We start from the raw sequence: 22,874 nt of genomic DNA on the forward strand, positions 1-22,874 counted from the left end.
CACTTTTTTCGAAGTCCGCTGGAGAGAAGGTCGGCCTCGGCACTCATAGGGCTCGTCACCACCGGGAGCCACCCCGGCTCGGAGCGGTGCCTTCGTCATCGGCCATCGACAGCTACGCCGCGGGCCGAAAAGAGCGTTCTCACTCGGCTGCCGAGAGAACGTTCATGCGGTCAGGACACTCCTGACCGGGTGTCGGCCTACAGCGCGTCGAGGATGTTCAGGTAGCCACTCCCGTAGTACGTCTTGTCGTAGCCCTCGGGCACGTCGGCGGCTTGCTTGAGTGCAGCCTCGACCTGGTTGGCGTTGTAGTCCGGGTTCGCGCTCTTGACCAGTGCGGCGGCGCCGGCGACGTTGGGTGCGGCCATGGAGGTGCCGGCGAGCCAAGCGTAGCTATAGGACGCGCCCAAGTAATTGCCGTCGTCGTCGAAATTGGGTTCCGCGATGGTGTTGAATACGAGATCGTAGTACCAGCCTTCCGGGAAGGCCGGGTCGTAGTTCCCACCTGGCGCACCGAGGTCGACGGCGTTGGTACCGTAGTTGGTGTACCGCGCTGGACTGTGGGCAGGCTGTTTGACACCCTCGTCGCCCCAGTTGAAACCGACCGGGCCAGTCGCCGAGACCGACAGCGCCTGTGCGCCCTCGTTAGGGAGGCTGATGACCGGGTTGCACTCGGTCTCCCCATCGTCGTCGAAGTCCATGCAGACACGCCCGTCGTGCTGGAGGTCGGCTGCGTCGTTGCCGGCCGCGATGACGAGCAGGGTTCCCTGGCTGTTTGCGTAGGTCATCGCACTGTTGAGTACCTTGCCGTAGAACGAGCCCATTCCTTGGCGGGGGACAGGGTACGCACCCAGCGAGAGGTTCGCCACGTCGGCGTCGATGCTCGCGCTGTAGACGACCGCCGCGAGTATGTCGCCGAAGGAAGCGAGTGAGTTCGGTGAGAACACGCGGCAGTCCACGAGGTCGGTGTCAGGGGCGGTCCCCGCAACACCCGTCTCATTGTCCGTACGCGCAGCAACGATACCGCCGACGTGGGTACCGTGGTAGCCGCCCGCCGGGTTGGCTGACCCGAGACCGTCGCCGGTGAAGTTCTTAGACAGGTCCTCGTTCACATTCAGGTCCGGGTGGCCGGCAGCTACGCCGGTGTCGATGATGGTGACCCGCGTCCCCTCGCCCTTCGTCGTCTCGTGGGCTGTCGGGACATCCAGGTCCTGCTTGTCCCACTGGAGGCCGTAAAATGGCTCGTCTGTAACACTCGTCTCCCCCACCCTCGGCGCGTCGGCGTTCACCGGCGGGTCGTCGAGTTCCATCTCGATGTCGGGCGCGTACTCCTTGACACCCCTCGCCGACTGGAGGGCCCCTTCGTCACCGGCGACCACCGCGAGGTCGGTCCCCGGCATCTCGTGGACCACGTCCACGCCCTTCGGGACGCCTCGGCCCCGTGTTCGGACGATGAACCGGTCGGTCGAGGACGCCGCCGTGACCGTGGTTCCGACCGCGATTCCCCCGAGCAGTGCCCCGCTTACCTTGAGAACGTCTCGTCTGGTACGATGTACCATGACACAACGTTACAAGTATCTGGCCATAAACGTTATGTAGTGCTGACAATCCTTCCGGTTCCAGGTCCATCCAGTCGAGGTAATCACCAGCGACGGCCGGTATCGGCGCGGGAGAAGTCCGGCTGGCCGGGTCAGAGACCGTCGTGCATCGCCTCGTTCTCGTCGTCGGTGAGGTTCTTGAGGCGACCGCTGTCGGTGGTGTCGAACTGCTGCTGGCAGAGCGCGGTCCAGGAGACGTCGGTGGGCGGCGACTCACTGCCGGTGGTGGTCGTGGGCTCGGGCCGGGAGAAGTCGGTCGGCTCGTCGATTCGTGGGTTCGTGCGTCGGGTCTCGGGCGTGGCGTCGGGACGTGTGCTCATGTGATGCGTCGTGTGGGTGGTGTGGTCGGGTACTGGCGTTCTGTCGGGGGTCGGACCGCGCGTGCTGCGAGTACGTGAAGCATCGTATCACCACCTGCGAGCCAATCTATCATAAATGTTCATGTTGGTATCGGTGTTGCCGAGAGAAGTTTCGCCGGCAGGCACAGGTCTTTCTCCCCCGCCACGGTACGCGCTGGCATGACAGACACGGCCGGTTCGGCCGAGCTGGTCCGGCGACTCGACGAGGACGGGACACCGGTCGAGGACGGGTACGAGCCACCGCTCGCCGACGACCGTCTCGTCGACCTCTACCGGGACATGCGGCTCGGGCGGCGCTTCGACGACCGGATGATCAGCCTCCAGCGACAGGGCCGGATGGGCACCTACGCCTCGCTGGCCGGGCAGGAGGGCTCGCAGTTCGGCGCCATGTACGCGATGGACGACGCGGACTGGCTGAGCTACCAGTATCGCGAGCACGCCGGCCCCATCGTCCGCGACTGTCTCGCGCCCTACATCCGGTACTGGATGGGGTACGAGGAAGGGAACGCGGCGCTGGTGGACCACAACATCCACCCCCTGAACATCTCCATCGGGTCCCACATCCCCCACGCGACCGGGTTCGCGTGGGCCATGAAGCTCCGCGGCGACGACGCGGCCGTCGTCTGTCACTTCGGCGACGGCGCGACCTCGGAGGGGGACTTCCACGAGGGCCTGAACTTCGCCGGCGTCTTCGACGTCCCCGCCGTCTTCGTCTGCAACAACAACCAGTGGGCAATCTCGATTCCGGCCGAGAGGCAGACCGCGAGCGCGACGTTCGCCCAGAAGGCCGACGCGTACGGTTTCGAGGGTGTCCGCGTCGACGGGATGGACCCGCTGGCGATGTACGAGGTGACCCGCGACGCGCTGGCGACGGCGAAGGACCCGGGCGAGGACGAGTCCCGGCCGACGCTCGTCGAGGCCGTCCAGTACCGCTTCGGCGCGCACACCACCGCCGACGACCCGACGAAGTACCGCGACGAGGCCGAGGTCGACGCCTGGCGGGAGAAGGACCCCATCGCGCGACTGGAGGCGTTCCTGCGCGGGCGCGGCCTGCTCGACGACGAACGCGTCGAGGCCATCGAGGCCGAGGTGACCGAGACGCTGGCCGAGGCCGTCGACGCGGCCATGGCGGTCGACCCCGACCCGCAGTCGATGTTCGCCGACGTGTACGAAGAACAGACACGTCGGGTCGCCGAGGACGACCGGTATCTTCGTGCGCTGCGCTCGGCCGTCGGTGACGACGCAATGCAGCGGGACGAGTAACCGACCCAGGGCGGCAACATCTACCGGTTTTCGAGATTGGTCAGGACGGCGGTTACTCGCACGAAACGCCTCAAAACCCGGAGGAGAGCGATTCTTCCGTGAATAAAAGTCCGGAAAGGTAACCATCTCGTTAATACGCCAGGGCGAGAATTGTACGACTGTACACGGAATGGGGTTGGGAGGACATATCTCTGCAACGAGAGACGGGTCGCTGGCGGCACTGTGGCGGCACTGGGCAAGTGCCGGTGACCAGGACCGACACGTCATTCCGGTGCAGTATGGACCATGACCAAAGAGACAGACACGACCGGTGACGCAGCACACATCCCGAGCGACGACCTCTTCGAGGCGCTCTCGGACCAGTATCGGCGGAAAGTGCTGTTCCATCTCCGGCAGAACGGACTCGCGACCATCGACGAACTCACCGTCGTCGCGGCCGAGACGGACGACGAGGCGGCCGACGTTCGCGATGCACTCCTCGACGACCACCTCCCGATGCTCGAATCGCTCGGACTGGTAGGTGTCGACGAGGACCAGGAGCGAGTCGAACTACTCGCGGACCCAGAGGACATCGGTGACTGGCTCGACCTCGCGGTACAGCGAGACGTGAAAGAAGACATGACAAACGATACCGAACAGAAACAGACGACCGAGGACATCAGGGTACTGCTCGTCGACGACGCCCCGGACTTCGTGAGCGCCGTCGCCGACCTGCTCGAACGTGAACACGACGACCTCGACATCATGACCGCCACGAGCGCGCCCGACGCGTTCACCGTACTGAAGAACGAACCCGTCGACTGCATCGTCAGCGACTACAAGATGCCGGCCATCGACGGGCTGGAGTTCCTCGACGCCGTCCGCGACGAGTACCCCGACGTCTCGTTCATCATGTTCACCAACAAGGGCAGCGAGAACACGGCCGGCGAGGCGGTCGCCATCGGGGTCAGCGACTACCTCCAGAAGGAGACGAGTCCGGAGGGCTACGACAGGCTCGTCGACTCCATCAGGAACGCGGTGAACAAGGACGCCTGAGCCCCCGCCCTCGATGAGCGACAGGGACTACGAGTACGAGCACCACCGGGCCGAGAGCGGGCTGGAGAGCGTCATGACGCGGCCCCTGTCGGCCACCGCCGACATCCGGGTCCTCCACGTCGACGACGACCGGGACCTCGGCGAGGCGACCGCAGCCTTCCTCGCGAAGATCGACGACGACCTGGACGTCGTCACCGAGACCGACCCCGAACAGGCGCTCGCTCGACTCGACGACGGTATCGACTGCATCGTCAGTGACTACGAGATGCCCGAGATGGACGGGCTGACGTTCCTCGAACGGCTCAGGGAGCGATACGAGACCCTCCCGTTCATCCTGTTCACCGGGAAGGGCTCGGAGGAAATCGCCGCGAAGGCGGTGTCGGCCGGCGCGAACGGCTACATCCGCAAGGAGGGCGGGACCGGGCAGTTCACCGTCCTCGCCAACATGATACGGGAGGCCGTCTCGAAGGTCCGGGCCGAGACGAACTACCGCGAGATATTCCGGGCGACCGCCGAGGGCATCCTCATCGTCGACCCCGGGACCGGCATCGTCCTCGACGCCAACCCGGGTGCCTGCGAGTTGCTGCGGCGCGACGCCCACGAACTGGTCGGGCGAGCGCTCGGCGACCTGAGCCCGGACTACGAGCCACACACCCCGGAGACGCTGGCGAAGTGGCTCGAGCGCACCGTCGACGAGGGCTCCCAGAAGTTCGAGTGGCAGGTCGTCGACGGGTCCGGCGACCTCGTCTGGACGGAGATGCAGTTCAACCCGACCCGCCTCGGCGGCAGGGAGCGGGTGCTCGCCCTGCTCCGGGACATCTCCGACCGGAAGTTCCGAGAGCACGAACTCAGACGGCGCGAGCAGGAACTCGAGGAGGCAGAAGAGCGCTACCAGCTGGTCGTCTCGAACGTCGAGGACTACGCCATCTGCGAACTGGACCCGGAGGGCTACATCACCTCGTGGAACGACACGGCCGCCCGCATCACCGGGTTCTCGACCGAGGAGGCCATCGGCACCCACCTGTCGCTGCTCTACACCGAGGAGGACGCCCAGAAGGACCTGCCCACCCGGCTGCTGGCGGAGGCAGCACGCGAGGGGCGGTCCGAGGACGAGGGCTGGCGCGTCCGTCGCGACGGCTCGCGCTTCTGGGCCAACGTCGTCATCAGCAAGCTCCAGGTCGGCGACGGCCAGGCCAGGTTCGAGGCGCTGACGCGGGACCGGACGCGAGAGCGCGAGCGCGAGACGCAGCTCACCCTCGCCGAGGAGCGCTACCAGCAACTCGTCGAGCAGAACCTCGTCGGCATCTACGTCATCCAGGACGGCGTCTTCGCGTACGTCAACCCGCGACTGGCAGAGATATTCGGCTACGACCCCGACGAACTCCACGGCACGGACCCCCTCGACCTCGTCGCCGAGGAGTACCGCGAGGAGGTCGCGGACCGGCTCCAGCGCCGCATCGAGGAGCGACTGCAGGGCATCGAGTACCGCTTCGAGGCCGTCCGGAAGGACGGCGAGCACGTCCTCGTCGAGGTCCACGGGAACTACATCGAGTACGAGGGCCAGCCGGCGGTGATGGGGTCGCTCATCGACGTGACCGACCACGCCGAGCGCCAGCAGGAGCTCGAACGCTACCAGCGCATCTTCGAGGCGATGGGCGACGGCGTCTACAAGCTCGACCTCGAGGGCCGCATCACGGACTGCAACCGGGCCGCCGAGGACATCAGCGGTTACGACCGCGAGGAACTCGTCGGCGAGCACGTCTCCATCGTCATGAACGACGCCGACATCGGGCGCTGCGAACGCGGCATCCACGAGCTGCTGACCGTCGGCGAGGAACGGGTCAAGCGCTACGAGATAGACATCAGGCACCGCGACGGCCACACCGTCCCCTGCGAACTCAACCTGACCGTCCTGCCGCTCGGCCCCCACGGCGAGTTGCGTGGGACCGTCGGCATCGTCCGCGACATCTCCGAGCGCAAGGAGCGCCAGCGGCGGTACGAGGCCATCTTCAACCAGACCTACCAGTTCACCGGGCTGCTCGACCCGGACGGGACCATGCTGGAGGCCAACGAGACCGCCCTGGAGTTCGGCGGCCTCGACCGGGCGGACGTCGTCGGGCAGAAGATGTGGGAGACCGCCTGGTTCGCCGACGACGAGGACACCCAGGAACGGCTCCGCGGGCTGGTCGAGCGGGCGGCCGCCGGCGAGTTCGTCAGGTGCGAGATGGACGTCCACGGTCCCGAGGACGTGGCCGTCACCGACTTCTCCATCAAGCCGGTCACCGACGACGACGGTGCGGTCGTCCTGCTCATCCCCGAGGCCAGGGACATCACCGAGCGCGTCCGCATCGAGCGCGAACTCCGCGAGAGCCGCCGGAAGTTCTCGACGCTGCTGTCGAACCTGCCGGGGACGGCCTACCGGTGTGCGAACCGGCCCGACTGGCCGACCGAGTTCATCAGCGAGGGCTGTCTACCCCTGACGGGCTACCCCCGCGAGGCGTTCGAGTCGGGGGAGGTCTCCTGGGGCGGCGACGTCATCCACCCCGAGGACCGCGACGACGTGTGGGAGACGGTCCAGACCGCCCTGTGCGCCCACGAACCGTTCGAACTCAACTACCGCATCGTGACCAGAGACGGCGAGGTCCGCTGGGCCTGGGAGCAGGGTGAGGGCGTCTTCGACGAGGACGGCCGGCTCGAGGCCCTGGAGGGGTTCATCACCGACGTGACCGAGCGCCACCGCATGGAACAGGAGGTCCGCGCCGGCGAGCAGGCGCTGCGCGAACTCACGGACGTCGCCTCCAGCGTCGACCTGACCTTCGAGGAGAAGCTCCCGAGGATACTCGCCATCGGCTGCGACCGTCTCGACGTGGAGAACGGCCACCTCACCCGGGTCCAGCAGCAGTCCGACCTGCGGGAGATACTCGCCGTCAGCGACGACCACGCACACGTCACCGAGGGCGCGGTGATGCCCCTCTCGGAGACGTTCTGTGCGGACACCATCGACGCGGGCGAGACCATCTGCGTCCACCTCGGGGACGCCGACGAGAGCCCGTTCGCGACCTACGTCGGCACGCCCGTCGTCGCCAACGGCGAGGTCTACGGGACGCTCTGTTTCGTCGACTGCGACCCCCGCGACCCCCTGACCGACGCCGAGCGCTCGTTCGTCGCGCTCGTCGCGCAGTGGATCCGCTTCGAACTCGAACGCGCCGAGTACGAACGCCAGCTGGAGCGCGAGAACGACCGGCTGGAGGACTTCGCGAGCATCGTCAGCCACGACCTGCGGAACCCGCTCGACATAATCGCCATCACGCTCGAACTCCTGCGCCAGGACGGCGACCTCTCGCGCCTCGACGCCATCGAGCGGGCGACGGTCCGCATGAACGAGCTCATCGACGACCTGCTGGAGCTGACCCGGCAGGGCAAGGTCGTCGGGGAGACGAGCGTGGTCGACGTCGAAGCGGTCGCCCGGCGGGCCTGGGAGAACGTCGACACGGCCGCGGCGACCCTGTCGGTCGAGCCCGGCCTCGGCGAACTCGCCGCCGACGAACCCCGGCTCCTGCAGGTGTTCGAGAACCTCTTCCGGAACTCGGTGGAGCACGGCATCGGGTCCGACGCCGGGGGGCTCGAGGCCGCCCGTCCGGGCGTCACCGAGGACAGGAACCCCGACGGCGGCCAGCAGGCAGCCGGGGACACCCTGTCCATCCGCGTCGGGCCGCTCGACACCGAGCACGGGTTCTTCGTCGAGGACGACGGCGTCGGTATCCCGCCGGGACAGCGCGACCGGGTGTTCGACCACGGGCACACGACCTCCGAGGCCGGGACCGGCTTCGGCCTCTCCATCGTCCGTGACATCGTCGAGGCCCACAAGTGGCAGATCCGGGCGACCGAGAGCGAGTCCGGCGGCGCCCGGTTCGAGGTCCGTGAGCAGCCGGCCGGCGTCGTCGGCGAGTCGGCCGTCTCGCGGTCGGAGCGGGAGGAGTAGCGAGGCAAGACCCGGCAGGCCACTGCTTTTTCGCGGTCGAACCCGTAGCGACTGGCGTGACGCGATTCGTCTGTTACGGCGGGAAAGGGGGCGTCGGGAAGACCACCTGTGCGGCGGCGACCGGGCTGGCGCTGGCCGGGCGCGGCCACCGCGTGCTGGTCGTCTCGACCGACCCGGCGCACTCGCTGGGCGACGCCTTCGACACCACCGTCGGCGGCGAGCCCCGCGAACTCGCCGACGGTTGCTGGGGCGTCGAGGTGTCGCCCGAGACGGGACAGGCGGCCTACCGGCGCGTGGTCGAGGCGCTGGTCGCCGACTTCCGCGAGGCCGGCCTCCGCATCGACGAGGAGACGCTCGAGGAGCTGTTCGCGGCCGGGCTGGTCCCCGGCGCCGACGAGGTCGCCGCGCTCGAACACATCGCCGACTACGCCGCGAGCGACGACTGGGACCACGTGGTCCTCGACACCGCCCCGACCGGACACACGCTCCGGCTGCTCGACCTCCCCGAGGTCCTCGCGAGCACGCTGGGTGCGGCCGGCGAGGTGCGGGGACAGGTCCGCCGACTGGTCGACTCGGCCCGCAGCGCGATGTTCGGGCCGGCCGCGTTCTTCGGTCGCGACCGCGACGCACCCGACGCCGTGGCCGACCTGCGCGACCGGCTCGACGACGTGAGCGAGGTGCTCAGGGACCCCGAACGGACCGAGTTCCGGCCCGTCCTCGTCCCGGAGGCGATGGCCATCGCGGAGACCGAGCGACTGGTCGACCAGCTCGCGGCGGCCGAGGTCCCCGTCGGGACCATCGTCGTCAACCGCGTGCTCGAGGCCGACGACTGCGACTGCCACCGGTGTACGACCAGACGGCAATTGCACGAAGAGCGCCTCGCGGACATCCGCGAGCGATTCCCGGACCGCGAGCTCTGCACGCTCCCGGTGCTCGACGGCGAGGCACAGGGGCGGGATGCGCTTGATGGACTTGCGAGGCGCCTCGACGCGACCTTCGAGTGACCGGGCGGGCTGACTCTGGCGACCTCAGGCGAACACGCCCGGGTCGATGTAGTCGTCGGGGTCGCGCTCCCGGTACGCCTCCGGGGCCGGGACGCTCACGGCCTCGCCGGTCTGGCAGTCGAAGCCCGAGAGCTGGTTCCCGTACACGCAGCCGGTGTCCAGCCCGACCGCGTGCTCGCTGACGAAGGGCGCGGCGAACACCCGGTGGCCGAAGAAGACGCGGAAGGGGCCGTGGTAGAACTCCCACCAGTACGGCCGGCCGTAGCCCGAATCCGTGAGCGACCCGACGTTCAGCAGGTCCTCCGGGACGTGCGACGCCAGTGGTTTGCGCGGGTCGATGCCGCCGTGGACGACCAGCACGTCCTCCCACGAGAGCGCCACCGGGAGCGACGCGAGCCACTGGCGCTGGCGCCCCGAGAGGGCCGGCAGGTCGACGGCGCCGTCGACCACCTTCTGCTCGTTGTTCCCCCGCACCGAGAGCATGTTCGGCGAGTTGCGGACGAGGTCGACCACGCCCGCGCTGTCGGGGCCGCGGGTCACCAGGTCCCCGACGAAGACCACGAGGTCGTCCTCGTCGACCCCGAGGGTGTCGAGCAGTTCCTCCAGCGGCTGGAGACAGCCATGGACGTCCCCCACGACGTAGACGTCACGACCTTCGGTGTCGACCCGGCGGTGCTGGCGGGAGACGGCGGCGCCGAAGCGCGGGGGGTTCATGCAGGAGAGTACACGTGCGAGGGTCAAAAACAGGGACCCGACCGTGTCCGGGTCGGGGGCGTTCGCGGGTGTGCCAGATGACGGCCGGGCGTCACTCCGGGTGCCGGACGATGTGGACGTCGTACTGCGGGTCCTCCGAGATGGGCGAGCCGACGCTGGTCAGCGGCGTCGACACGCGGCCGGCGTTCTCGCTGCCGACGAAGAGGATCTCCGCGTCGACGTCGGCGGCGATCTGCCGGATGCGCCGGGCCACGTCCATCGGGAGCGTCGCGACGGGGTCTGCGTTCTCCTCGACCAGTTCACAGCGGAACTCGGCGTTCGGCGCGATGTCGTGGACGCGCTGGCGGAGTTTGCGCTCGATGACGCCCACGTCGAACGTGTCCTCCGGGTCGAGCCAGCCGCGCTCGCGGGCGTACTCGGGGTCGTCCGGGACGAGCGTGAGCACCACGAGCGAGGCGTCCGAGAAGTCCGCGAACTCCGTGGCGCGCCGCAGCGCGGTCGTCGAGAGGTCGGAACCGTCGAAGGGAACTAGCAGCGACATCGTGCGACGGTTCAGACGGCCGAGGCAATAATCTATCCCCGACCCCCGGCGAGGTCTGCCGCCTCGGGCCGCGCCCGGAGCCGGAGCATCGAGAGCGTGCCCACCAGCGGCCCGACCGCCAGCGGGACGAAGGCGTACTGCCAGCCGACCGCGTCGGCCACGACCGGCGTCAGCTGGATGGAGGCCGTCGTCAGCAGGAAGCCGACCGCGGTCTGGAGCGTCAGCGCGCTCCCGACGTAGCTCGGGGCCGCGAGTTCGGACACCGCCGCCGAGAACTGCGCCGAGTCCGCGACGATGGCCACGCCCCAGACGAGCAGGAAGGGGACGAGCAGCCACAGCGGCGCGCCGAACAGCGGGACCGCGAGCAGACAGCACGCGCCACTGACGACCATGCTGGCGCTCGTGAGGGTGGTCCGGCCGACCACGTCGGCGACCCGGCCCGCGGCCGCGGCGCCGAGCCCGCCGACCGCGATGGTCGCGAACGCGAGGAGCGCGACGGTGTCGGCCCCGGCCGACTCCGAGAAGCCGGCGGTGAGGTAGAGCGGAATCCACGTCCAGACCGCGTAGAGTTCCCACATGTGGCCGAAGTAGCCGCCGTTGGCCAGCATGGTCGGGCGGTCCCGGAGGATGCGGCCGATGGCACCCGGGTCGAAGGGGGCCGCCGGCGCCTGGTGCGGGCCCGGTCTGGCCGCGAGCGCGAGCAGGCCACCGACGGCGCCGAGGGCGGCCGCCCCGTAGAGGACGGCCCGCGGGTCGCCGACACCGCCGGCGGCCCGGAGCAGGTGGGGCATGGCCGACCCGACCGAGAGCGCGCCGACGAGCGTCCCGATGGCGAAGCCGCGCCCGGTGTCGAACCAGCCCGCGATGAGCTTCATCCCCGGCGGGTAGACCCCGGCGAGGGCCGCGCCCGTCAGGAACCGGAGCGCCACGGCCGGGAGGAAGGAGCCGACGACGCCGGCGATGACGGCGGTCGCCAGCGCCCCGAGCAGCGACGAGCCGGCGAAGAGGTACCGGGGCGGGACGGTATCCGAGAGCGTCAGCCCCGCCGAGAGCAACGCCCCGGCGACGAAGCCAAGTTGCACCGCGTTCGTCAGCCACGCCGTCTGCGCCGGCGACAGGTCCCACGCCGCGGCCAGCTCGGGGCCGACCGCCGACGCCGAGAACCAGAGCGTCATCGCGAGCAGTTCGGCCGTCGCCAGCAGGGCGAGCATCCGCCACTTCGGGTCGACTCGGGTCACGTCGCGAGGTTCTCCGGCGGCCGATATAAACCGGCTGCGGTCCGACGGTCGGGATGCACTGCCGGCGTCGTCCTCAGGCGCCGTTCCCGACGACCTGTTCGGTGGTCTCGATGGAGCCCGAGAGTTCGCGCTGTGGCGCGGGCAGGGAGATGCCCTCGGCGTCGTACTGCGCCTTGACGTTCTCGACGAACTCCGACCGGATGCGGATGAAGTCGGTCCGGGCGGGCGTGTCGATCCAGAAGCGGGACTCGAGTATCACCGCCGAGTCGCCGAGTTCCTGGATGCGGACGCTCGGGCCGGGGCGGTCCAGGATCTCGTCGTGGGCCAGCGCCGCCTCCACGATGATGGCCTGGGCGCGTTCGAGGTCGTCCTCGTAGCCCACGCCGAAGGGGAACGTCACCCGGAGGCGCTCCTTCGCGACCGGGTTCGTGATGGTGTTCTTCGTCAGCTCCGAGTTCGGCACCGTCACGAGTTCGTTGTCGAAGGTGTGGATGCGCGTCACCCGGAAACTGATGTCCTCGATGATGCCCTCCTTGTCCTTCCACTGGATCCAGTCGCCGATGTTGTACGTCGGGTCCAGGACGATGAAGACGCCGCTGACGAGGTTGCCGAGCACGTCCTGGGAGGCGAACCCGATGGCGATGGTCGCCCCGGCCGTGATGGCCTCCTTGGTCGCGAGGAAGCTCGCCACGCCGGAGACGGTGATGGCGGTGAACACCGCGAACAGCGCGAACCCGGCGTCGAGGACCTTGAGCAGCGGCAGTTCGAGCGTGTCGTCGACGTTCGCGGCGTCCATGAGCCAGCGCGCCCCCGGCACCACGAGGTACCGCCCCGGCAGGAAGATGACGGCCGCGACGGCGACGAAGACCGCGGCGTCCTGCAGGACGGTCGCGAACTCGGTCAGCACCGCCTCCGGCGAACGGATCTGCAGCATCGGCCGACACTGCACGGCGGACGCTCTTAGTACCGTGGGTGCTCCCCCCGGAGAGCGAAAGACCTTCCGCGGTCGGGGGTGATAGGCGACGTATGCCCCTCGGGGAGACCGACGCCGACGTGCTCGCCTACGAGCTGAGCCAGACAGATTTCGACGCCGTCGAGCGCGACGGCTACCGCGCCGCGTGGAACGACGAAGGCACCGAGGTCCACGTCACCGAGCTGGCGACCGGCGAGGTCGCCGAGTACAACGCCGAGGACCTCGTCCGGGCGACCTCCGACCAGGAGGTCGAGAACGCGCGGAACACCCCCGAACCGCTGTAAGGGACCGGTCTCGTTCTCCGTCGCTGGGAATCGGCAGCACCGTTGACGAGCGACGGCCGCGTAGCCGCACCTATGACAGGAACCATCGGCACGACGCAACGCGAGACGACGCAGGTGTGGATGGTCGAACGGACGTACTCGGCCGACTCCCCGAACATCCTCGTCATCGTCTACGCGACACCCGACGGGAGCCAGTACCTCCAGAAGGAGTGGGCGTTCAACCGGTTCGGGACCGGTCGCGCGCCCGAGGTGACGGCCGCCAGGGAGGTGCCGACAGACGACCTCGTCCCGGTCGACGACCCGGAGACGCAACAGCGGTACGCCACCGAGGCCGACCGGATGGCCGAGCGACACGACCCCGACGACACGGTCTGAGTCCGCCAGTTCTTCGCTTCCTCTCCCGACCCACGACTGGCCGTGCTGGACGCCGGCGGTCTGCTGCATTCCCTGACGCCCCGGACCGGCGTATCATACCGAAACCGATACTATCCAGTGGGGGTAGGTTGCCGGCTGAAAGTAAGCGGTATCCCCCATCCTGTCGTTCGATTCTACCGCCTTCGACGGTCAGCACGAGCCCCTCCACCTGTTTTGAAACACACAGACATATCGACTGGTGGACAAAACTTATGTGACTGGTCGGCGGACCTCTGGACATGCCCTGCAGCCGACGGTCCCTCCTCCGGACGACCGGGCTCTCCCTCGCTGGTGGCGCCCTCGCGTCACTGAGCGGGTGCATCGGTGAGTCGTTCACCTCCGACGGGGGCGGCACGACCGACGACCCCTCGACCGATACCGGGACGGCAACCGACACGACGACCGACGCGTCGGACCGACCCGGGTCGACCGGGACGCCACCCGCGCTGGCGCAGTGGCTCCCCTCGCCGGCCGACTCACCGTACCACGACGGCTACGGCGTCGCGTACCACGACCTCGCCGCCATCGAGGCCCAGAAGGAGGTCCTCCACGAGAACGCCCACGAGCGCCTGCTGACCGAGGCGTCGCGTGCCAGCCGGGTCAAGGCGCTCGACGACTACGACCTCGGGCCGGTCGATGCCGCGATGCGGTTCGGTCTCCCCGGTATGCAGGTCGTCCTCGGCTCGTTCGACACCGGCGCCGTACGGGACCAGCTCACGGGCGTCAGGGGGACGTACGACGACGGCGAGGAACACACCGGCACCCACCTCGACCGCTACCGCGGGTTCGACCTCTACGACACGGGGCCCGTCCTCGCCGTCTCCGCGGACGCCATCGTGACGACGGGCTACACGCCCGAGGAGGAGAAACGGGCCTTCGTCGAGGCCATCCTCGACGCGAAGGCCGGCGAGACGGACCGGTACGCCGACGCGAACAGCTACGTCGGGGCGTTGCTCGGCCTGGTCGACGACCCGCACGCGCTGACGTGCTACCCGGAGGCGATGGACGGGTCGACGACCCGGTGGGCCGACGGGCGTTCCGGCAGGCTCAGGTCGTGGACCTTCGGGTCGGAGACGACCGAGTTGACCTGCGCGTACACCTACGCCGAGGCCGAACAGGCCAGCACCGAGCAACTGGCGTCCCGCGTCTCGGCCGACCGTTTCGAGCCCTACGACGGTCTCGAGGTACAGAAGAACGGAGAGATGGTGTGGACGACCGGGACGCTCCCGACGAACGAGTTCGACTACCTCTCACCCGGCGGTCCGGGCGACGGCGTCCACACGTCTCGCTGAGTCAGCGTCAGCGTCGGAGCCGGAGCCGGGAGTGACGCCGACGCCTCAGAGCCCGGTCGGCACGTCGAAGAAGGTCGTCTCCAGGTCCTCGTCCCACTCCTCGACCCACGACTGGAGGTTGCGCACGCCGAAGGTCTCCGTGGCGTAGTGGCCGGCGAGGACGACCGTGAGCCCGGCCTCCTGGGCCTCGTGGTACGTCTTCTGTTTCCCCTCGCCCATCACGACGGCGTCGACCCCCCTGGCGGCGGCCTCGTCGATGTAGTCCGAGCCGTCGCCGGTGACGATGGCGACGTGCTCCAGTTCGTCGGGGCCGAAGTCGAGCACCTGCACGGGCTGGCCGCCGGTCGAGAGCTCGACCTCGAGCGTCTTGCACAGCTCCTCGGCGCTCTGTGGCTCGGGGAGGCGACCCTGCTGGCCGGCGTGTTCCGGGCCGACCTCGCCGAAGGGGGCCCGGTTCGCGAGGTCGAGCAGGTCGGCGACGCCGGCCGCGTTCCCGAGGTCCGGGTGACCGTCGAGGGGCAGGTGCGAGACGTACAGCGCCACGTCGTTCTCCACGAGGGGCGCGATGCGGCCGTAGTGGCGGCCGGTGACGCGCTCGATGCCGCCCCAGGAGATGCCGTGGTGGACGACCATCGCGTCGGCGTCCCACTCCGCGGCCATGTGGAACGTCTCCTCGACCCCGTCGGTGCAGAACGCGACCCGCTCGACATCGGCCTCGGCGGGGCCGACCTGCAGGCCGTTCGCGCTGGCGTCGAGGCTCGCCCAGTCCTCGGTCCGTAGTTCCTCGTCGAGTCGGTCGCAGAACTCGGTGAGCTCCATAGCGGACCAACGACCGCCGGCGGCTTGTACGCGGCGGTTCCCTGCCACCCTCAGTGTCGTGGGCCGCCCCTCAACTGGGCGGGCGGCGTAGCCTGTCGTGTTCCACACCGGACCGAACCGAGGTGAGACAGCATGGGAAAACTCAGCAAGGCGATGCGAGCGTGGCGGCGGTTGCCGCGACGCGTCAGGCGACGAATCAAGCGGAAACTGAAACGGCTGACGTAGGGGACGTGACGCCCCGTCGGCCGGTCGTGCCGTCGACTTCTCTCCGGCAGTGACGAACGGTACTCAGCGCGAGGCAGCGTCGGCGTAGACGAACTCGCGGAGGAGCTTCCCGCCGAGTGCCGCGGCCTGGCCGTCGTCGCGGTCGTTGACCTCGACCACGTCGAAACCGGTGACCTGTCCGGACTCGCCGAGTGCGCGGATAACGTCCCGCATCTCCCGCGGGGCGAGGCCGAAGGGCTCCATCGTCCCGGTCCCCGGCGCGAACCCGGGGTCGGCCCCGTCGATGTCGACCGAGAGGTAGACCTCGCGGTCGCCGAGGTCGGGTTCCCAGTCGGCCACGTCTTCGGGTGGGACGACCGTCACGTCGGCCTCGGCGGCGCGGTTCCACTCCGCCTCGGAGCCCGTTCTGGCACCGAGGACGATGGCCTCCTCGGCGATGTCGAGGACGTGCCTGGTCACGGTCGCGTGGCTCAACTCGTTGCCGTCGTACTCGGCGCGGAGGTCGAGGTGGGCGTCGAGACAGACGAACACCTCGGGTTCGACCGCCCGGACGTTCGCGAGCGTGATGGTGTGCTCACCCCCGAGCAGGAGGGGTATCGCGTCGTCCCAGACCGCGTCCCGGCAGACGCCCTCGAGGTAGTCGAGGTACTCTTCGGCGTCGTCCCAGGCGCGGACGTCGCCGTGGTCGTGGACGTGCAGGTCCGAGAAGTACTGGTCCGTCCGGTGGTCGTAGTCGTCGTACGTTTCGGCAAAACGACGGACGCGGTCCGGTCCGAACCGCGTCCCCGGTTGGAAGGTCGTCGAGACGTCGAGTGGAGCCCCGACGACCACGTAGTCCGAATCGTCGCGGTCGGCGCGGGCTCCCGGGAACATCTAGACGATCTTGCGCTGGGCGTCGAGTTCGAGGTACTCGAGTTCGTCGTCGGGCGAGACGTCGAGGTCCGCCGGGATGGACATCGAGAACGTCTCGTACGTCTCGAGGTCCATGACCTGGGCGACGGTGTCGGACTCGACGGAGACGATCTGGCCCTGCTTTCGCTCGATGATGGGGACCCAGCACTTCGCGTCGACCGGCTGGGACATCGAGCGCTTCTTGCCGTCGAAGACGCCGACGGCCTCGACGCGGGCCTTCGCACTGCCGTGCTTGCCCGGTTTGGCCGTGGAGTAGTGGTTGATCTTACACGCGGCGTCGTCGATCATCACGTAGCTACCCTCTTGGAGGTCACGAACTTCCTTTTGCTCTTTAGCCATGTTCCAGCGTTCCTCCCGTACTGGTATAAACGGTTTGGAACGCCCCAGCGACGGGGACCGGTCCCGAGGGCTGTTCGCGAGCCAGAGACGCCCGACTGGGGCTTTTTCTCACGGCGCTGGAAGTCTCGTCTCGATATAAGTCTTCGAATGGTGTATGGTACCATGGGTGATTCACAGATGGCGACGAGAGAACCCGAGATGGAACTGTTCGGCAGACAGACAGGCTTCGAGTATTCGGAGACGTGGGTGGGGTACGCCCTGCTCGGTATGCGGCTCACCATGGGCTGGGTACTGTTCTACGCGGGCATCGACAAGGTCCTCGCCGGCGACTGGTCCGCACAGGGCTACCTGATGGGTGCCGCCTCCGGCGAGAACTTCATGGCGGGCTTCTGGGAGGCCCTGGCCGCGGACTGGCTCTGGCTCATCGACCCACTCAACATGTGGGGGCTCACACTCACCGGGCTCGCCCTGCTCATCGGGGCGTTCGTGCGCTGGAGCGCCTTCTGGGCGGCCATCATGATGCTGTTCTACTGGCTGGCGAGCTTCCCGCTCCAGCACTCGTTCATCATCGACGACCACGTGGTCTACGCGATGCTCCTGTTCGGGCTGGGTGCGTTCGGTGCGGGTCGCATCCTCGGCGTCGACGCGTGGCTCGAGGACACCGAGTTCGTCGAGCAGAACCGCTGGATGACGTACCTGCTCGGCTGACCGGGCAGGCACGACCGCGACGGCGAGGCAGTCTCAGTCGGACTGCCTGTCGACGACGATGTCGCCGTCGCTGGTCACGCTGACGCACACGTCGGTCGGCGTGAGCTGGTACTCGCTCGCCGGCTTGCCGGCCGTCCGAACCCGGACACCTTCTTCGACGACGCCCGCGTCGCACAGTTTGTCGAGCTTCCGGTACGTCGTCGACGTCGGGAGGTCGCACGCGTCGGCCAGTTCCGGTGCGGTCCGTGCAGCGGTGCCGAGCGTCGCGAGGATGCGCTGGCAGTCCGGGTCGAGCACCGCCGCCAGCGTGTCGAGGTCGGACCTGTCCGTGATACCCGTCACGCCGTCACCCCGTCTGATCGTTGGGTCTGTCATGGCTTGGGAGCCGGTCCGGGTCCCACGGCAGGTCCCGTACACACTGGAAAGGTGACTGCCATCCTACATAGAGGTTACCACGATATGTCCGTGTTCCAGAGAGTCTATCGGGGCCGCGAGTCCCCCGGAGACGCGTTCGCGACCCGACTGCGAGCACGTCTCAATACGCCTATAAATCCTCTCGCGGCGTCAGGAACCCCATGAGCACGACGATGCCCCACCCGGACGCCAGCTCCGTCGCGAAGATCTACTACGCCGACGACCAGCCCGCACAGGTCGACGCCGCCTTCGTCATCGAGGACTGGGACTGGGTGGTCGGGTTCGACCAGGTCAACACCGACGACTACGACTACGTCTCCATCCCCATCGACCGCGTCGTCGGCGTGATGTCGCCGACGTACACGCAGTTCTCGCACAACGGCCGCCGCGTCACCGCCTACGGCGTCGACGACGTGGAGATCGAGGAGTTCATCCACCTGCTCCCGCTCTGAGGCCGGGCTCGCGGTCGAGCGCGATACCGAATTCGTTCTGCAGTACCTCGTCCCAGTCCGTCTCGGAGACCGCCTCTTCTTCCAGTTCCGCACCCCACGACCGGGTCACCGTCTCCCTCGTGAGCTTGCGGTGGCCCGTCCCGGTCGCGATGGAGACGACGGGGTCGCCGGTGAACGTCGACTCCGGGGCGGTCGCGAGGTACTCGCAGGTCGCCTCGAAGTACGACAGCTCCCGGGGCACGTCCCGGAAGACGTACCGGTTCGACCAGTCGTCCTCGCCCGGTTTGCGGTACTGCGTGACGTAGTCCGCGTCGGGGCGGTCGCTCTCGCCGACGCGCCAGTCGACGCCGACCTCGTCCGTCAGCTCCTCGCCGTCGAGAGGAAGCGGCCGTCTGAGCACCGGAATCCCCATGCCAACGTCGACGACGTAGCGCCGCCCGTCCAGCGTCACGACGTTCGTGTGGTGGTTCGCGGGTGGGCTCGGGTCGCCGTCGTCGCTCAGCATCATGGAGGCGACGCGGTCGCGCTCGTAGCCGAGTTCGGCCAGCAGCCAGCCGAACAGGCCGTTGAGTTCGAAGCAGAACCCTCCGCGGCGACGGTCGACGATCTTCTCGTACAGGTCGGGGAGGGAGAGCGAGACGCCCTCGCCGGCGTCCTCGCGGTGCGGGTGGCCCGTGATCGAGAGCGTCTCGAACGGGACGCTCGTGACGTGTGCCTGCTGGATGCGGGCGAGGGTCGCCAGGTCCGGCTCGTAGATGCTGTCGGGTTCGAGCCCGATGCGCCGGAGATAGCCAGTCGCCTCCATGGTCAGGCTCGCCCCGTGGCCTCCGCCGGCTGGTCGCCGCGCTCTTCGGCCATCTCGGGATAGCGGTCGACGCCGGCGTACTCGACGAGTTGCTCGCCGAGTTCCCGGACCCGGCGCTCGATAGCCGGGTCGGTGATGCCGTCCCGGCCGACCGTCTCGTGGGAATCCGGGATGCCGACCTCGTGGGGGAGCGTCCAGGCGTTCAGGGTCCGGGCGACCCCGCGGAGGTGCGCCAGTGCGGGCTTCGGGTAGCTTCCGCCGGCGACCTCCAGCAGGCCGACGGTCGTCCCGCCGAACTGGTCGCGCTTGCAGTAATCGAGCGCGTTCTTCAGCGGGGCGGCGTAGGAACCGTGGTAGTTCGGCGTCCCGAGGAGGACCGCGTCGGCCGCGGCGACACGCTCGCGCAGGGCGTCGGCGTCGCCGGCGGCCATGTCGTCGGCGTTCACCGGCGGCAGGTCGTACTCGCGGAGGTCGAGAAGTTCGGTCGTTGCGCCGGATTCGGCCGCCGCGTCGAGGGCCTCGCGGAGGGCGGTTCTGGTCTTGCTGTGCTCGCGGAGACTGCCACAGATGGCGAGGACGTGTGGGTCGGCGGACATCGTGTTGTACGCACACCTACCCGGGAGACCCACAAAAGCGCTCGCTGAGACGAATTACAGTATGGTTTCTTACACGTCCGCATCCGTGCCGTTCGCCACATCTGACGCGCCGAATCTCGCCGGAACTGGGGCCGAGCGACAGACCAAACAGATAGATTACAGAAACGTATTTCCGAAAAGTCACTTTTCCGTGGTATCCGTACCTCCACACGTGATGACCGACGTTCGCCCGCTCGTTCGACGGTTCTACCTCTACTACCTCACGAACTCCTACGGGCTCTACCTCCCGGTCAGCGTGCTCTACCTGCTGGAGGTCCGCCAGTTCGGGCTGGCCGAGATCGGGGCCATCAAGGCCGTCTTCTCGTTCGCCCTCGTCGCCGCCGAGATACCCACGGGCTACCTCGGCGACCGCATCGGCCGCCGGGCCAGTCTCGCGCTCGGGAACGGCCTCTCCGCGCTCTCGCTGGTCGCGTACGTCTTCGTCGACACGCCGGTCGAGTACATGCTGCTCAACGTGGTCTGGGCGACCGGCTGGGCCTTCCGGTCCGGCACGGTCGACGCGTGGCTGTACGAACTCCTCGCGAGTCGCGGCGCCGCGGACGACTTCGCCCGCTACCGCGGCCGGGCCAGCACCGTGTTGCTCGTGGTCTCCGCGGGCACGGCCCTCCTCTCGGGCGTGCTGGCCACGGTCGACTGGACCATCCCGTTCTTCGCGAACGCCGCGCTGGCGGCGTCGGGAATCCCGCTGCTGCTGACGCTCCCGGCGACCGCGGACGCGGCGGTCGAGGCGGATTCGGCGGACGCGGACGAGGCGCCCGAGGACGCCCCCGAGAACGCGCCCGACGACGAGCTGTTCACGGTCCGGGACGCCGTCTGGACCCTGCGACTCCAGCTCGGTCGCCCCTCGGTCCGGTGGTTCCTCGTCTACGCCGCGCTGTTCGCCGGCCTGTTCGGGCTGACGCGCTCGTTCGAGCAGCCCGCCGCCGCGGCCGTCGGCGTCCCCCTCCCGGCCTTCGGCGCGCTGTACGCCGCGTTCAAGCTCGTCTCCGCGGGTGTGGCCGCCTCGACCGGGTGGTTCGAGGACCACCTCGGCGTCGCCGGGGTCTTCCTCCTCGTCGCACCCGTCGTCGGCGTGTTCTACGCCGGCGCGCTGGTCCTGCCCGTGCTGGTCGTCCCGGTGCTGTTCCTGAACCGGGCGGTCCACACCATCCTCCAGCCGGTCCGGAACCAGTACCTCAACGACCGGCTCACGGACGTGGGCCGGGCGACGGTTCTCTCGGGCGCCTCGATGGCGCTCTCGCTCGCCTCCGGGCTGGCCAAGCTCGGCGGTGGCGCCGTCGCCGAGGGCACCGGTGCGGTCCGGACCATCGCCCTCGCCGGCGTCGTGGTCGCCCTCGGCGCAGGGGTGCTGTGGGTGGCGGTCTCGCCGGTCCGGTCGGCCTCGGGCGCCGGGAGCGTCGGGGAGAAACGGCCGTCGGTGGCGGACTGAGTGCGGCGAGGTCAGTCGCCGCCGTGCTCGATGACCCGGCTCACGCGGTCGAGTCCCTCTTCCAGTTCGTCGGTCGGTAGCCCGAACCCGAGCCGCCAGTACCCGTCGAATCCGAACAGGTCGCCCGGCGCGAGCACGACGCTCTCCTCCTCGACGACGGCGACACAGAACTCCCGGGCGTCCGCGAACCCCTCGGGCACGGAGACGAACCCGTTCACCCCCACCGGGTCGTACCAGTCGAGGTCGTGTTCCACCACGAACTCGCGGACGATGTCGCGGTTCGTCTGCGCCAGTTCGCGGTTCTCCGCCAGTATCTCCGCTTCCTGCTCGCCGAGGGCCTGCCGGGCGACGTGCTGGCCGAAGATGGGTGGCGAGATGGTGGTGTAATCCTTCCACTCGACGGCCTGCTGGACCACGTCCTCGGGGCCGGCGATCCACCCGAATCGCAGCCCTGCCAGTCCGTACGCCTTCGTCAGGCTGGTCGTCGAGATGCCCCACTCGCCCATGCTGGCCACCGGCGGAAGCGGGTCCTCGGCGAGCAGCCGGTACACCTCGTCGCAGAGCAGGTAGGCCTCGTGTTCGGCCGCGAGGTCGTACAGCTCCCTGACCCTGGCCTCGTCGTGGTACCGCCCGGTCGGGTTGTTCGGGTTGTTCAACACGACGAGCCTCGTCTCCTCGCGCATCGCGTCGGCGACCGCGTCCACGTCGAGTTCCCATTCGGGGGGCTCCAGCGAGACGGTGCTGACCTCGCCGACGGCCTCGGGCACCGACCGGAGCGCCTGGTAGGTCGGTGTGACGACGACCGCGTGGTCGCCCTCGTCCAGCAGCGAGAGGAAGACGAGCAGGTTCGCCTCCTGTGTCCCGCAGGTGAAACACACCTCGTCGGCACCGCGGCCGTACCGCTCCCCGACCTCGGCCCGGAACTCGGGGTCGCCGTCGGTCGGGATGACGTAGTTCAGCGTCCCCGGGTCCGTGTCGAAGCGCGAGGGCTCGAGCGGGCGGATGCCGGATTCGGCGAGCATGATGTCGGCGCCGTGTTCGTACTGCCCGAACCACCGTTCGAGGCCGAAGGGCTCGATGTCCATGCGTGGTCGTGGGTGGGGCTGGTAGAAATGTCGTTGGGTCCCGGCGTCGGCGCTGGCGGCGTGCGAACCCGGGCCCGGTGCGGGGGACGAGAGCAGGGCGGTCGCGCCGGCTCGCTCAGCCCTCGCCCGTCTGGTGCAGGCCGAACACCGCCTCCAGTCCGAACATGACGAGCGCCATCGTGCCGGCCTGCAGAATCAGGAACTCGTCGCTCACCAGCAGACCGGCCAGAAGGACGCCCACACCGCCCGACAGCCCGAAGAACAGTGCGTACTGGTATCGAGGGAGCCCCCGGAGCCACCGGTCGACCCGGTGGTAGAGGTGCCACATGCTGGTCG

Annotated in this window: 24 protein-coding genes; 10 read left to right on the forward strand and 14 right to left on the reverse strand. The window is 68.6% G+C overall.

Annotated elements, in window-relative coordinates:
* Positions 1-197: 197 nt before the first annotated feature.
* Both NOV86_RS06515 and NOV86_RS06520 read right to left on the reverse strand, forming a co-directional pair.
* Complete coding sequence (locus NOV86_RS06515; RefSeq protein ID WP_267640530.1) at positions 198-1,556, reverse strand: S8 family serine peptidase; 1,359 nt, start codon at positions 1,554-1,556, stop codon at positions 198-200.
* A gap of 131 nt (positions 1,557-1,687) precedes the next feature.
* Positions 1,688-1,915, reverse strand: coding sequence for a hypothetical protein (locus NOV86_RS06520; protein WP_267640531.1), 228 nt, complete (start codon positions 1,913-1,915; stop codon positions 1,688-1,690).
* Positions 1,916-2,113: 198 nt separating this feature from the next.
* Between NOV86_RS06520 and pdhA the strand changes: the two genes are divergently transcribed.
* From pdhA to NOV86_RS06540, 4 genes are all read left to right on the forward strand, one after another.
* Complete coding sequence (gene pdhA / locus NOV86_RS06525; protein ID WP_267640532.1) at positions 2,114-3,217, forward strand: pyruvate dehydrogenase (acetyl-transferring) E1 component subunit alpha; 1,104 nt, start codon at positions 2,114-2,116, stop codon at positions 3,215-3,217.
* 285 nt (positions 3,218-3,502) lie between these two features.
* Positions 3,503-4,252, forward strand: coding sequence for a response regulator (locus NOV86_RS06530; RefSeq protein WP_267640533.1), 750 nt, complete (start codon positions 3,503-3,505; stop codon positions 4,250-4,252).
* A gap of 13 nt (positions 4,253-4,265) precedes the next feature.
* Complete coding sequence (locus NOV86_RS06535) at positions 4,266-8,234, forward strand: PAS domain S-box protein (RefSeq protein ID WP_267640534.1); 3,969 nt, start codon at positions 4,266-4,268, stop codon at positions 8,232-8,234.
* Positions 8,235-8,290: 56 nt separating this feature from the next.
* Positions 8,291-9,238 (forward strand): ArsA family ATPase, encoded by a 948-nt coding sequence (locus NOV86_RS06540; protein WP_267640535.1) that lies wholly within the window; start codon positions 8,291-8,293, stop codon positions 9,236-9,238.
* Positions 9,239-9,262: 24 nt separating this feature from the next.
* On the opposite strand, the gene NOV86_RS06545 is transcribed toward NOV86_RS06540, so the two are convergent.
* The 4 genes from NOV86_RS06545 to NOV86_RS06560 form a co-directional block, all read right to left on the reverse strand.
* Positions 9,263-9,952 carry a metallophosphoesterase family protein gene (locus NOV86_RS06545; RefSeq protein ID WP_267640536.1) on the reverse strand — a complete coding sequence of 230 codons (690 nt, stop codon included), beginning with the start codon at positions 9,950-9,952 and terminating at the stop codon, positions 9,263-9,265.
* 91 nt (positions 9,953-10,043) lie between these two features.
* Positions 10,044-10,493, reverse strand: coding sequence for a universal stress protein (locus tag NOV86_RS06550; protein ID WP_267640537.1), 450 nt, complete (start codon positions 10,491-10,493; stop codon positions 10,044-10,046).
* 32 nt (positions 10,494-10,525) lie between these two features.
* A complete protein-coding gene (locus NOV86_RS06555; protein WP_303647568.1) occupies positions 10,526-11,704 on the reverse strand; it encodes an MFS transporter in 1,179 nt (392 codons plus the stop codon).
* A gap of 100 nt (positions 11,705-11,804) precedes the next feature.
* Positions 11,805-12,665: a mechanosensitive ion channel family protein gene (locus NOV86_RS06560; RefSeq protein WP_267640539.1), complete on the reverse strand. Its 861-nt coding sequence runs from the start codon at positions 12,663-12,665 to the stop codon at positions 11,805-11,807.
* Positions 12,666-12,757: 92 nt separating this feature from the next.
* Between NOV86_RS06560 and NOV86_RS06565 the strand changes: the two genes are divergently transcribed.
* The 3 genes from NOV86_RS06565 to NOV86_RS06575 all read left to right on the forward strand — a co-directional run bounded on the left by NOV86_RS06565 (position 12,758) and on the right by NOV86_RS06575 (position 14,694).
* Complete coding sequence (locus NOV86_RS06565) at positions 12,758-12,988, forward strand: hypothetical protein (protein WP_267640540.1); 231 nt, start codon at positions 12,758-12,760, stop codon at positions 12,986-12,988.
* Positions 12,989-13,060: 72 nt separating this feature from the next.
* Positions 13,061-13,363: a DUF7967 family protein gene (locus NOV86_RS06570; protein WP_267640541.1), complete on the forward strand. Its 303-nt coding sequence runs from the start codon at positions 13,061-13,063 to the stop codon at positions 13,361-13,363.
* A 278-nt stretch (positions 13,364-13,641) separates the two neighbouring features.
* Positions 13,642-14,694 (forward strand): hypothetical protein, encoded by a 1,053-nt coding sequence (locus NOV86_RS06575; protein WP_267640542.1) that lies wholly within the window; start codon positions 13,642-13,644, stop codon positions 14,692-14,694.
* Positions 14,695-14,739: 45 nt separating this feature from the next.
* Here the strand turns inward: NOV86_RS06575 and NOV86_RS06580 are convergent, their stop codons facing one another.
* The 3 genes from NOV86_RS06580 to NOV86_RS06590 all read right to left on the reverse strand — a co-directional run bounded on the left by NOV86_RS06580 (position 14,740) and on the right by NOV86_RS06590 (position 16,989).
* Entirely contained in the window at positions 14,740-15,513 is a 774-nt protein-coding gene (locus NOV86_RS06580) for a Nif3-like dinuclear metal center hexameric protein (protein WP_267640543.1), read from the reverse strand.
* A 288-nt stretch (positions 15,514-15,801) separates the two neighbouring features.
* A complete protein-coding gene (gene speB, locus NOV86_RS06585) occupies positions 15,802-16,611 on the reverse strand; it encodes an agmatinase (RefSeq protein ID WP_267640544.1) in 810 nt (269 codons plus the stop codon).
* Entirely contained in the window at positions 16,612-16,989 is a 378-nt protein-coding gene (locus tag NOV86_RS06590) for a translation initiation factor IF-5A (RefSeq protein WP_267640545.1), read from the reverse strand. It lies immediately after the preceding gene.
* Positions 16,990-17,166: 177 nt separating this feature from the next.
* Between NOV86_RS06590 and NOV86_RS06595 the strand changes: the two genes are divergently transcribed.
* Positions 17,167-17,697 (forward strand): DoxX family membrane protein, encoded by a 531-nt coding sequence (locus NOV86_RS06595; protein ID WP_267640546.1) that lies wholly within the window; start codon positions 17,167-17,169, stop codon positions 17,695-17,697.
* Positions 17,698-17,730: 33 nt separating this feature from the next.
* Here the strand turns inward: NOV86_RS06595 and NOV86_RS06600 are convergent, their stop codons facing one another.
* Positions 17,731-18,072, reverse strand: a complete 342-nt coding sequence (locus tag NOV86_RS06600; protein ID WP_267640547.1) for an ArsR/SmtB family transcription factor — start codon at positions 18,070-18,072, stop codon at positions 17,731-17,733.
* Between the two features lie 200 nt (positions 18,073-18,272).
* Between NOV86_RS06600 and NOV86_RS06605 the strand changes: the two genes are divergently transcribed.
* Positions 18,273-18,563 (forward strand): hypothetical protein, encoded by a 291-nt coding sequence (locus tag NOV86_RS06605; RefSeq protein ID WP_267640548.1) that lies wholly within the window; start codon positions 18,273-18,275, stop codon positions 18,561-18,563.
* On the opposite strand, the gene NOV86_RS06610 is transcribed toward NOV86_RS06605, so the two are convergent.
* Positions 18,541-19,368 (reverse strand): arylamine N-acetyltransferase family protein, encoded by an 828-nt coding sequence (locus tag NOV86_RS06610; RefSeq protein ID WP_267640549.1) that lies wholly within the window; start codon positions 19,366-19,368, stop codon positions 18,541-18,543. The two genes, NOV86_RS06605 and NOV86_RS06610, sit on opposite strands and share 23 nt — an antisense overlap.
* Positions 19,369-19,370: 2 nt before the next feature.
* Positions 19,371-19,964, reverse strand: a complete 594-nt coding sequence (locus tag NOV86_RS06615) for an NADPH-dependent FMN reductase (RefSeq protein WP_267640550.1) — start codon at positions 19,962-19,964, stop codon at positions 19,371-19,373.
* Between the two features lie 214 nt (positions 19,965-20,178).
* On the opposite strand from NOV86_RS06615, the gene NOV86_RS06620 reads away from it, so the two are divergent.
* A complete protein-coding gene (locus NOV86_RS06620; RefSeq protein WP_267640551.1) occupies positions 20,179-21,453 on the forward strand; it encodes an MFS transporter in 1,275 nt (424 codons plus the stop codon).
* A gap of 11 nt (positions 21,454-21,464) precedes the next feature.
* On the opposite strand, the gene NOV86_RS06625 is transcribed toward NOV86_RS06620, so the two are convergent.
* Together NOV86_RS06625 and NOV86_RS06630 are read right to left on the reverse strand one after the other, a co-directional pair.
* Positions 21,465-22,538: an aminotransferase class I/II-fold pyridoxal phosphate-dependent enzyme gene (locus NOV86_RS06625; RefSeq protein WP_267640552.1), complete on the reverse strand. Its 1,074-nt coding sequence runs from the start codon at positions 22,536-22,538 to the stop codon at positions 21,465-21,467.
* Positions 22,539-22,653: 115 nt separating this feature from the next.
* Complete coding sequence (locus NOV86_RS06630) at positions 22,654-22,866, reverse strand: hypothetical protein (protein ID WP_267640553.1); 213 nt, start codon at positions 22,864-22,866, stop codon at positions 22,654-22,656.
* Positions 22,867-22,874 lie beyond the last annotated feature (8 nt).

The organism is Haloarchaeobius amylolyticus (assembly GCF_026616195.1).
Classification (GTDB): domain Archaea; phylum Halobacteriota; class Halobacteria; order Halobacteriales; family Natrialbaceae; genus Haloarchaeobius; species Haloarchaeobius amylolyticus.

What these genes read in the sequence shown, in the direction of transcription:
- NOV86_RS06515 (WP_267640530.1), bottom strand. Translation starts at nt 1,556, where the DNA reads ATGGTACATCGTACCAGACGAGACGTTCTCAAGGTAAGCGGGGCACTG.
- NOV86_RS06520 (WP_267640531.1), bottom strand. Translation starts at nt 1,915, where the DNA reads ATGAGCACACGTCCCGACGCCACGCCCGAGACCCGACGCACGAACCCA.
- pdhA (WP_267640532.1), top strand. Translation starts at nt 2,114, where the DNA reads ATGACAGACACGGCCGGTTCGGCCGAGCTGGTCCGGCGACTCGACGAG.
- NOV86_RS06530 (WP_267640533.1), top strand. Translation starts at nt 3,503, where the DNA reads ATGACCAAAGAGACAGACACGACCGGTGACGCAGCACACATCCCGAGC.
- NOV86_RS06535 (WP_267640534.1), top strand. Translation starts at nt 4,266, where the DNA reads ATGAGCGACAGGGACTACGAGTACGAGCACCACCGGGCCGAGAGCGGG.
- NOV86_RS06545 (WP_267640536.1), bottom strand. Translation starts at nt 9,952, where the DNA reads ATGAACCCCCCGCGCTTCGGCGCCGCCGTCTCCCGCCAGCACCGCCGG.
- NOV86_RS06550 (WP_267640537.1), bottom strand. Translation starts at nt 10,493, where the DNA reads ATGTCGCTGCTAGTTCCCTTCGACGGTTCCGACCTCTCGACGACCGCG.
- NOV86_RS06555 (WP_303647568.1), bottom strand. Translation starts at nt 11,704, where the DNA reads ATGCTCGCCCTGCTGGCGACGGCCGAACTGCTCGCGATGACGCTCTGG.
- NOV86_RS06560 (WP_267640539.1), bottom strand. Translation starts at nt 12,665, where the DNA reads ATGCTGCAGATCCGTTCGCCGGAGGCGGTGCTGACCGAGTTCGCGACC.
- NOV86_RS06565 (WP_267640540.1), top strand. Translation starts at nt 12,758, where the DNA reads ATGCCCCTCGGGGAGACCGACGCCGACGTGCTCGCCTACGAGCTGAGC.
- NOV86_RS06570 (WP_267640541.1), top strand. Translation starts at nt 13,061, where the DNA reads ATGACAGGAACCATCGGCACGACGCAACGCGAGACGACGCAGGTGTGG.
- NOV86_RS06575 (WP_267640542.1), top strand. Translation starts at nt 13,642, where the DNA reads ATGCCCTGCAGCCGACGGTCCCTCCTCCGGACGACCGGGCTCTCCCTC.
- NOV86_RS06580 (WP_267640543.1), bottom strand. Translation starts at nt 15,513, where the DNA reads ATGGAGCTCACCGAGTTCTGCGACCGACTCGACGAGGAACTACGGACC.
- speB (WP_267640544.1), bottom strand. Translation starts at nt 16,611, where the DNA reads ATGTTCCCGGGAGCCCGCGCCGACCGCGACGATTCGGACTACGTGGTC.
- NOV86_RS06590 (WP_267640545.1), bottom strand. Translation starts at nt 16,989, where the DNA reads ATGGCTAAAGAGCAAAAGGAAGTTCGTGACCTCCAAGAGGGTAGCTAC.
- NOV86_RS06595 (WP_267640546.1), top strand. Translation starts at nt 17,167, where the DNA reads ATGGCGACGAGAGAACCCGAGATGGAACTGTTCGGCAGACAGACAGGC.
- NOV86_RS06600 (WP_267640547.1), bottom strand. Translation starts at nt 18,072, where the DNA reads ATGACAGACCCAACGATCAGACGGGGTGACGGCGTGACGGGTATCACG.
- NOV86_RS06605 (WP_267640548.1), top strand. Translation starts at nt 18,273, where the DNA reads ATGAGCACGACGATGCCCCACCCGGACGCCAGCTCCGTCGCGAAGATC.
- NOV86_RS06610 (WP_267640549.1), bottom strand. Translation starts at nt 19,368, where the DNA reads ATGGAGGCGACTGGCTATCTCCGGCGCATCGGGCTCGAACCCGACAGC.
- NOV86_RS06615 (WP_267640550.1), bottom strand. Translation starts at nt 19,964, where the DNA reads ATGTCCGCCGACCCACACGTCCTCGCCATCTGTGGCAGTCTCCGCGAG.
- NOV86_RS06620 (WP_267640551.1), top strand. Translation starts at nt 20,179, where the DNA reads ATGACCGACGTTCGCCCGCTCGTTCGACGGTTCTACCTCTACTACCTC.
- NOV86_RS06625 (WP_267640552.1), bottom strand. Translation starts at nt 22,538, where the DNA reads ATGGACATCGAGCCCTTCGGCCTCGAACGGTGGTTCGGGCAGTACGAA.
- NOV86_RS06630 (WP_267640553.1), bottom strand. Translation starts at nt 22,866, where the DNA reads ATGTGGCACCTCTACCACCGGGTCGACCGGTGGCTCCGGGGGCTCCCT.